At 57.0% G+C, this 7,523-nt stretch carries 7 protein-coding genes; 3 read left to right on the top strand and 4 right to left on the bottom strand.

The annotated features are described in order from the left end of the window. Positions 1 to 64: 64 nt before the first annotated feature. The 3 genes from HMPREF2724_RS05590 to HMPREF2724_RS05600 are packed head-to-tail and all read right to left on the bottom strand — an operon-like array spanning position 65 to position 1,929. Positions 65 to 742 (bottom strand): hypothetical protein, encoded by a 678-nt coding sequence (locus HMPREF2724_RS05590; RefSeq protein ID WP_061924156.1) that lies wholly within the window; start codon positions 740 to 742, stop codon positions 65 to 67. Positions 743 to 754: 12 nt separating this feature from the next. Continuing rightward, the gene (locus HMPREF2724_RS05595; RefSeq protein WP_061924153.1) at positions 755 to 1,573 is read right to left on the bottom strand and encodes an ATP-binding cassette domain-containing protein; all 819 of its coding nucleotides are present in this window, start codon (positions 1,571 to 1,573) and stop codon (positions 755 to 757) included. 2 nt (positions 1,574 to 1,575) lie between these two features. Beyond that, complete coding sequence (locus HMPREF2724_RS05600) at positions 1,576 to 1,929, bottom strand: GntR family transcriptional regulator (protein WP_061924149.1); 354 nt, start codon at positions 1,927 to 1,929, stop codon at positions 1,576 to 1,578. Positions 1,930 to 2,214: 285 nt separating this feature from the next. Between HMPREF2724_RS05600 and HMPREF2724_RS05605 the strand changes: the two genes are divergently transcribed. After that, on the top strand, positions 2,215 to 3,714 hold the full coding sequence (locus tag HMPREF2724_RS05605; RefSeq protein ID WP_070587538.1) for a peptide MFS transporter: 1,500 nt from the start codon (positions 2,215 to 2,217) through the stop codon (positions 3,712 to 3,714). A 301-nt stretch (positions 3,715 to 4,015) separates the two neighbouring features. After that, positions 4,016 to 5,311: an ATP-dependent Clp protease ATP-binding subunit ClpX gene (clpX, locus tag HMPREF2724_RS05610; RefSeq protein ID WP_061924143.1), complete on the top strand. Its 1,296-nt coding sequence runs from the start codon at positions 4,016 to 4,018 to the stop codon at positions 5,309 to 5,311. Between the two features lie 67 nt (positions 5,312 to 5,378). Here clpX and HMPREF2724_RS05615 read toward each other — a convergent pair whose 3' ends face one another. Next, positions 5,379 to 6,149, bottom strand: a complete 771-nt coding sequence (locus tag HMPREF2724_RS05615) for a TetR/AcrR family transcriptional regulator (RefSeq protein ID WP_082787679.1) — start codon at positions 6,147 to 6,149, stop codon at positions 5,379 to 5,381. A 271-nt stretch (positions 6,150 to 6,420) separates the two neighbouring features. On the opposite strand from HMPREF2724_RS05615, the gene HMPREF2724_RS05620 reads away from it, so the two are divergent. After that, positions 6,421 to 7,383, top strand: coding sequence for a malate dehydrogenase (locus tag HMPREF2724_RS05620; RefSeq protein ID WP_070498044.1), 963 nt, complete (start codon positions 6,421 to 6,423; stop codon positions 7,381 to 7,383). Positions 7,384 to 7,523: the final 140 nt, after the last annotated feature.

The following is a 7,523-nucleotide window of genomic DNA, read 5'->3' on the forward strand; positions in this document are numbered from 1 at the left end:
GCAAGGGCTTTGGTTTTAGTTCTTTAGGGTTTCTATAGGGCTTGGTGCGTCACCCAAACCCGTTCTACGGATGGATGTGTCTAGGCAGCCGCCACATCAGCACAACGCTGACGATGATAGCGATACCGCTGAAAATGAATAGGCCTGGGTACGGTGCCTCGATTGGGATACTGAAGGTGTATGCGGCCCAGTTTATCGCGATTGCTAGGAAATAGACTAGGAGAATGCCTCCAGCGGCGGTGATGGTTCGCATAGCGATACTTCTATTATCAAGCGCTTTGAAGAGCATCCCTATCGCCGTGCCAGCATAGCCCGCAACGAGGTAAGTGGTCAGGAATGCCAGGACAGAAAGCAAATGAGCTAACCAAGTTGGAAGGGTGCCGGTATCGCCGTTGACAGCAACCTCAAAAGAGCTATCGACATCAACGCCTGCGGATACCGCGATGTAATGTGCTGCGGCGGCGACGAGTCCAAAGATGACGGAACCCACGATGGCAAACCCGTGAGCTGCGATCTGCCACCGCTTCTGCGGCATATCGAGGCTGCGCAAAACCTTGAACTGCGAGGTTGCGCTTGCGCAAAGTATCGCCCAAAAGATAGCCGAGAAGATGATCCAGAAAGTGGGATTAACGCTAACTTGGCTGGAGTCATGCGGAACTAGGTAAGCGCCCACGGCGAGCACAATGATGAGGGGTGCAAATACTGCGATTGTCTTTCGGTGTGCCGAAACGAGTGCGGTCATGGTGTTGCTCCTTTAAAGCTGTGCGGATACAAGTGAGTCGATGAGTTGGACGTCGTCTGGGAAATCGGTGTCTATGCCGTGGAGAGGAGTATTCAGCGGCTCCGCTAGTTGGACACGTACGCGAGAGGTTCGCCCGAGCTTTTGCTGGCTGACGACGCTCCCCGTGAGTGCGGCAACTGCGTCATCAACGGCACTGCTCTCGCCCGTGAACAGTGGATATAGTTCCCGCTGTTCGTCGAGCAGAAGTGGACCAATCGCGCGGCCTTTCTGCACGACGATGAGCCCCTCAACGAGGCCAGCGAGATCCTCGGCGCGATGTGAGGATAGAAGTAACGTCCAATCGTCGTTGTGGGATGCGTGTTCGATGATGACTTGGCGCAGTACCTCACGCGTCGGTACGTCTAGCCCAGTGAAAGGCTCATCCATCAGCGTGACAGGCGTGCGTGCAGCAAGAACGGTGATGTTGGCAATCAATTGGCGCTTGCCGGTGGAAAGCCTCGAGCAGACCTCTGAGGGGTGAAGCTCAAAGCGGGCTAAGAGACGGTTCGCATAGGCGATGTCGAGTTCACCTCGCGCTTTCTGGGCGATGTGAAGGTGATCTTTTACTGTGTACCCCGCCAGCAAAATGTCAGCGCCGGTGCGTGCAAGGGCAGTTGGGGCAGTCTCGATAGAGCCGGATGTCATTGGAAGGTGACCCGCAATCGCTCTCATAAGCGTCGTCTTGCCCGCACCGTTGGTACCGATAATGCCGTAGATTCCGGGCTTCAATCGGATCGAGTGAGCGTGGAGAAAGTCCTTTACTCGGAGGTCTTTTGCCTCGATAGTGTGCATGGTTATTCTCCTTCGCTTTTGATGAGTTCGATGAGCTCAGCCGTTGTGATTCCGAGGGCTCGTGCTTCGGCTAGAAGCGGTGCGACGAAATCCTCGTGTAATGCGGCACGACGCTTTTCTGCAATGCGGGTGCGCGCTTCGGGAGTGACGAACATTCCAAGTCCGCGACGCTTTTCGAGCAGGCCTTCGTCGAAGAGCGCGGTTAAGGCCTTGGACGCTGTCGTGGGGTTGACTGAGTGGAATGCGGAAAGCTCGTTTGTGCTGGGGGCGCGGTCGCCGGGGGCGAGCTGGCTGGACATGATCATGTCGCGGATGCCGCTGGCGAGTTGTTGGTAGAGGGGGAGGGGATTGCCCATGAGACCTCTTTTCGGATGCGTGACTGATAACAAAGCGGTTTGTGGGTTTGTGGGTTTACCACCCATGTGGGTAACCCTAAATGAGCTTTGATGTGTCGTCAAGAGCAAGCGGCAGAAGCGGAGATTGATGCTCCGGCCCTTGGTCGATTCGGCTGCAAATATAAGTGTGAAAGTTTTCGCAGTGCGGGGCCATGACGTGGAACTTTCTGCAGCCGCGTGCTTTAACAAATATTTCGGGCAACCAACCGATTTGTTGTTACCGAGAATTAGTGGTCAACTATTTATATGTCAGATCACAATACGCAGCTGTCTGGCGCGACAGCACACAAAACGGAGCCTGAAGAAAGACTGTTCTTCGGGCATCCGTGGGGCCTAGCCAACCTATTTGGCATCGAGATGTGGGAGCGTTTCAGCTTCTACGGCATGCAGTCGATCGTTTTGCTCTATATGTACTACTCCGTCACCGATGGCGGACTAGGCATGGACAAGACCGCTGCAACGTCCGTGGTTGGTGCCTACGGCGGTCTGGTCTATATGGCCTGCCTTTTGGCCTCTTTGGTTGCAGACCGAATTTTGGGCCCGGAGCGCACCCTGTTCTACTCCGCGAACCTGGTGATGCTCGGTCATATCGCTCTGGCGTTTATTCCGGACGTTATTGGTCTGGCGATTGGTTTGGTTCTCATTGCCATCGGCTCTGGCGGCGTGAAGACCACCGCCCAGGTGGTGCTTGGCTCGCTATATAGCCGTGATGACACCCGCCGTGACGGTGGTTTCTCCATCTTCTACATGGGTGTCAACATCGGCGCTCTATTAGGCCCGTTTGTCACAACAATCATGTGGGGCTGGAAGGGATTCCACTGGGGCTTTGGCCTCGCGGCAATCGGCATGTTCGCGGGCCTGATTCAGTACACCCTGATGCGCAAGTCCACCATCAAGGATGCAGGCCACGAGGTCCCGAACCCTGCTAGCAGCAAGCAGATGCTGCTCGGCCTAGCTGCCGTCCTTGGCATCGTGGCAATTGCGGTAATTTCCATCGCAACCGGCGTTGTCAAGGTCGATTGGCTATCCAACATCGTCACCGTCGTTGCGCTGTTGGCGGCAATCGTATTGTGGTGCCAGATGTACTTCTCCGAGCTGGTTGATGCGGAAGAGAAGAAGCGTCTGCTGGGATTTATCCCGCTGTTTGTCTCTGGTGTTTTGTTCTTCGGTATCTTCCAGCAGCAGTTCACCGTCATGACCATCTACGCGGATGTGCGCTTGGACCGTAACTTCTTCGGCATCGAGATTCCGCCGTCACTGGTGCAGTCCTTCAACCCGGTCTTCATCGTGGTCTTCTCTGCGATTTTCGCAACGATGTGGACCAAGCTCGGTAACCGTCAGTGGTCCACGCCAGTGAAGTTCGGCGCCGCGAACATCATCATCGGTATTTCCTTGTTCTTCTTCCTGCCGTACTCCGGTACCGGTGCAAATTCCACGCCGATGTTTGCCATCATTGGCATCCTCTTCCTGTTCACCATGGGCGAGCTTTTGCTGTCCCCGGTTGGTAACGCGCTTGCTACGAAGGTCGCGCCACGTGCCTTCCCCTCCCGCATGATGGCGGTGTGGATGATGGCCGTTGCCATGGGTACCTCCCTGGCTGGCTCCCTGGCTGGTTTCTACAACCCGGAGGACGCTGGCGCGGAGAATACCTTCTTTATCTCCCTGGGCATCGCTTCCATCGTTCTGGGTCTGCTGGTCCTGGCAGTCAGCCGCTGGGTGGTTAAGAACTTCGCCACCTTCCGCTAAAAGGAGCCGATGCTTTCCGACGCCGCTGGTTACGACGCCGCGGCGTCGTTGCCGTTTTCTTGGTCCCTGCGTTGCCTGCTGAAAGCCGGCGCATAGTGTATGTGAACTGCGAAAAGGGAAGTCTCAAGGAGAGGTTGAGGCTGCGCCACGCGGAGGAATGAATGAGGGCGGTGTCGCGTTGATTTACTAAGGTGGAGGTATCTGTGGGACGCGTTCTTTTTAAGGGCGCCGGATGCAAAGGATTGGCATCCTAGAATCTTCCCACCACAATCAATAATCAAAAGCGAGTGGAAAGACCTTAATGGCACGTATGCAAGAAAGCGCTGACCTGCTCAAGTGCTCCTTTTGTGGCAAGAGCCAGAAACAGGTGAAAAAGCTCATCGCCGGCGGCGGTGTCTACATCTGTGATGAGTGCATCGAGCTGTGCAATGAGATCATCGAAGAAGAACTCGGCGCAGCCGCCGCGGCTGACAATGCTGAGAAGGAAGTAAAGCTTCCGCGCCCTTCGGAGATTTCCTCCTTCCTTGATAAGTACGTCATCGGCCAGGACCAGGCCAAGCGCGTGCTTTCTGTGGCGGTTTATAACCACTACAAGCGCATCAAGGCAGAAGAAGCAGCGGGCCTGGAAAGCCGCCGCAAGAAGGTCGAGGATGAGGACGTCGAGATCGCTAAGTCCAACATCCTGCTGCTCGGTCCTACCGGTTCCGGCAAGACCTACCTAGCGCAGACGCTGGCTCGCATGTTGGATGTTCCTTTCGCCATCGCCGACGCCACCAGCCTTACCGAGGCCGGCTACGTGGGCGAGGACGTAGAAAACATTCTGCTTAAGCTCCTGCAGGCCGCAGACTTTGACGTAGAGCGCGCGCAGCGCGGCATCATCTACGTCGATGAGGTGGACAAGATTTCCCGCAAGTCCGAAAACCCATCCATTACTCGTGACGTTTCCGGTGAGGGCGTGCAGCAAGCCCTGCTGAAGATCTTGGAGGGAACCGTAGCCGCCATCCCGCCGCAGGGTGGCCGTAAGCACCCCAACCAAGAGTTCATCCAGCTCGATACCTCGAACATTCTGTTCATCGTTGCTGGTGCCTTTGCTGGCCTCGATAAAGTCATCGCAGAGCGCGTGGGCAAGAAGGGCGTGGGCTTTGGCGCGAAGCTCGAGACCGCCAGCGAGCGCGAGAAGCTCGACCTCTTCTCTGAGGTACGCCCTGAGGATCTCGTAAAGTTCGGACTAATCCCGGAGTTCATTGGCCGCTTGCCGGTTGTGGCCACCGTGGACAACCTCGATCGTGAGTCCTTGGTCAAGGTCTTGGTGGAGCCGAAAAACTCGCTCATCAAGCAATATCAGCGCCTCTTCGAGATGGATGGCGCGGAACTGGTCTTCGCAGACGAGGCCTTGGGCTCCATTGCCGAGCTCGCGCTCGAGCGCAAGACCGGCGCTCGTGGCTTGCGTGCCATCATGGAGGAGCTGCTCGTTCCCATCATGTATGACCTGCCAGACCGCGAGGACATCACGGCCGTGCACATTACCGAGGCCTGCGTTAAAGGCGAGGGCGAGCCGGAGTTTGTCTATTCTGACGCCGAAAAGGAATCTGCCTAGCTAACGCGTTTCCGTCTAACCCCACATGCTCAAAGAGCCGCCTTCTATAAGGCGGCTCTTTTAGGCTTTATTCGTAAATGTCCGATGTGGCCTGCTCCTCGTCGCTGGAGTAGATATCCTGCGGGCTAGCGTCGTTGTCTTCGTCGGCGGCGCTGGTGGTGAGGTAGGAGCCGTGCCCGGAATCCGGGATGTTGGCGGTAAGGAATGCCAGGACTGCGTCGACAGCCATGCGGTGCATGCCGTCGGTGTTTTCGGGGCTGCGCATGTCGATATCCAACAAATTCTGCATCATCGAGCGATTGGTCACGCGGTACATCGTGAGGGAGGCAATGAGGGTGAAGATATCGTTGGCCGAAATGCCCGGGCGGAAGGCGCCGGAGTCCTGGCCCAGCATCAAAAGTTTGTCCAAGTGAAGGGAAACTTCGGAGACGTCGATTAGCGCGTGGCCGCCATCAAGCGCGCCGGTGGAGGTCTCCATCGTCATCATGCGGATGGCCTCTGGGTGCTCAACGTGCTGCTTGAAAAGCCAGTCTACGAGCGTGCGTACCCCTTCCACTGGGACTGCAGAGTCCAGCTCAAGGCTGCCTGCCGGTGGGTTGAGGCGGCGTGCCGCAACCGCGAGGGCCTGCTGGTACAGGCCCTTTTTGTCTCCAAAGTGGTAATGGATCATGCGCTTGGACATGCCGGCGAGGCGGGAAATGTTGTCCAACTTGGTGTCAGCGAATCCCAACTTGGAGAACTGCTCGATGGCGACGTCGATTACTTTGTCGACGGAGCCCGTAAGCTCGGCGGTGCCGACGGAATCGGGCGAAGCCGAATCAGTGGCGTCCATGGTCATTGTTTCCGTCCTTGTAAGTCCTGTGCGAGATGAATCTGTTCCTTTAAGACTCTTTCTTTCTCCTTCCTATAGTGCCCAAAAACCAACTTTTCCGAGTTTCAAGTGAAAATAAAGTCATGAACTGCGGGATATTCGGGGGTAATTTTCGCAATTTTGTGATCTCGATTGACTCCAAAAGAGGGGAGTAACCTGCTGCATAAGTTCTGCGCGCAAGGCTAAGGTGGGCTTTAAGAACACGTTTGTTTCACCACATCCCGCAGGAGGATTGCACATGACTGAGTCAGCATTGAAGCCCGTCAAAGTAACCGTTACTGGAGCAGCCGGCAACATCGCTTATTCGCTGCTGTGGCGCATCGCTGCTGGCGACGTCTACGGAAAAGACACCCCGGTTGAGCTCGCGCTGCTGGAAATCCCCGACGCTGTAGGCGCCGCAGAAGGCGTGGCCATGGAGTTGGCTGACTCCGCTTTCCCGCTGCTGCGCGGCATCACCGTCACCGATGACCCAGCAGTGGCCTTCAAGGACACCAAGGCCGCCTTCCTCGTGGGCGCGCGCCCACGTTCCAAGGGCATGGAGCGCGCGGACCTCCTCGAGGCCAATGGCGCCATCTTCACTGTCCAGGGCAAGGCCATCAACGATCACGCAGCGCGCGATGTCCGCGTGCTCGTCGTCGGTAACCCAGCCAACACCAATGCCTACATAGCCGCCCAGAGCGCACCAGACCTGGACGCCAGCCAGTTCAACGCACTCATGCGCCTAGACCACAACCGCACGCTCAGCCAGCTTTCGCTCAAGACCGGCACGCCAACCGCAGAGTTCACCAAGGTGGCCGTCTGGGGCAACCACTCCGCCACCCAGTTCCCAGACCTTAGCTACTCCAACGCGGAGGTAGATGAGAAGTGGTACACCGAGGAGATGATTCCGAAGGTGGCCAAGCGCGGCGCGGAAATCATCGAGGTCCGCGGTCATTCCTCCGCTGCTTCTGCTGCCTCTGCTGCAGTCGATCACATGCACGATTGGATCCACGGCACCGAGGATTGGCGCACCGCCGCGGTGGTCTCCGATGGTTCCTATGGCGTGGACGAGGGCCTTATCTTTGGTTTCCCCACCGTGGCCAAGAACGGCACCTGGGAAATCGTGCAGGGCCTAGAGCTTGGTAAGTTCCAGACCGAACGCATCCAGGCCAACGTAGAGGAGCTGCGCGCTGAGCGCGAAGCCGTCCAGCACCTGCTTTAATCGAGCAGCAGGTTATCGATAAGCCGCACCGGACCCACGAATGCGGCAACCAACGCTAGGGCAGGGCGCGCTGCAGCAGCCACCGGCGCCCGCGGTGCCGATTTCGCCCAATGGGGTGAAAAGCCAGTTGACCGACAGGG

The sequence above is a fragment of the Corynebacterium sp. HMSC071F07 genome (assembly GCF_001810285.1).
Classification (GTDB): domain Bacteria; phylum Actinomycetota; class Actinomycetes; order Mycobacteriales; family Mycobacteriaceae; genus Corynebacterium; species Corynebacterium simulans.